This is a genomic window from Bowmanella yangjiangensis (assembly GCF_017255015.1).
GTDB lineage: Bacteria > Pseudomonadota > Gammaproteobacteria > Enterobacterales > Alteromonadaceae > Bowmanella > Bowmanella yangjiangensis.
In genome coordinates, this window is record NZ_JAFKCS010000342.1 from 1 (window position 1) to 850 (window position 850).

Annotated in this window: 1 pseudogene; it reads right to left on the reverse strand. The window is 69.6% G+C overall.

Annotated features, from left to right (window positions below):
- Window positions 1-850, reverse strand: a pseudogene (locus J0A65_RS24425) (hypothetical protein); the annotation flags it as partial.

Genomic DNA, 850 nt, shown 5'->3' on the forward strand with positions numbered 1-850 from the left:
TGCCCAGCGTCGGTTGCTCGAACAACGGCGGCGGCAGCAGCGGCGAGGTGGTGGGCGGCGGCGGTGCGACGGGCACGTCGGGTTGAGGTGTCGGCGTCATCACTGGCGGCGCGCTGGGGCCAGGGTTGGCGCGGAATTCCGGGTCGCCGGTAGTCAGCCCGCCCAGTGTGTAAGCGGCGCTGCTGAAGCCGCTCTGCAGGGTGTTGCCGATGCCGTCGACGATGCCGCTGCCTGCCGCCACCAGTGACAAGCCGAGCGTGCCCTGACCACTGACACCGCCGACGGTGACGCGGTAGGTGCGGGCATCCACTTGCACCAGGGACAGCAGGGTGCCGCTGGCACTGCCGCTGGTGGTCAAGGCGAAGTCGCCCAGATCGACGCCGCTGACCGCCTCGTTGAAGCTGACCGTGAAGCCGAGGGTGTCGCTGGTGGTCGGTGAGCTGCCGTCGAGAGCGATGCCGGTGACTTCCGGTGCGGCGGCGTCCACCAGCACGCCGCTGGTAGAGCCCACGCTGTTCAGTGCCGTCTGTGCATCGTTGCCGGCGCCATCGCGCAGGGTCGCACCGTTGGCGTCCAGGCCGCCGGCAACGGTGATGCCGTCGGTGTCCTGCTGGCCGTTGCCGACGGTCAGGCGGAACACCAGTGCGCTGCTGCCCGAACCACTGAGGTAGCTGGCGTAGACGACGCCGCCGTCATCCAGCGTGATCGCCAGGCGCGGTGTACCGCCACTGGTGTCGACGGTCACGGCCTCGTCGAAATTCACCGTGAAGTCGAGGTTGTCGCCGGCCAGGTAGGTGCCGTTGGCGGGCACGCCGACGCTGGTGACGGCCGGCGCCTTGCTGTCGATGGC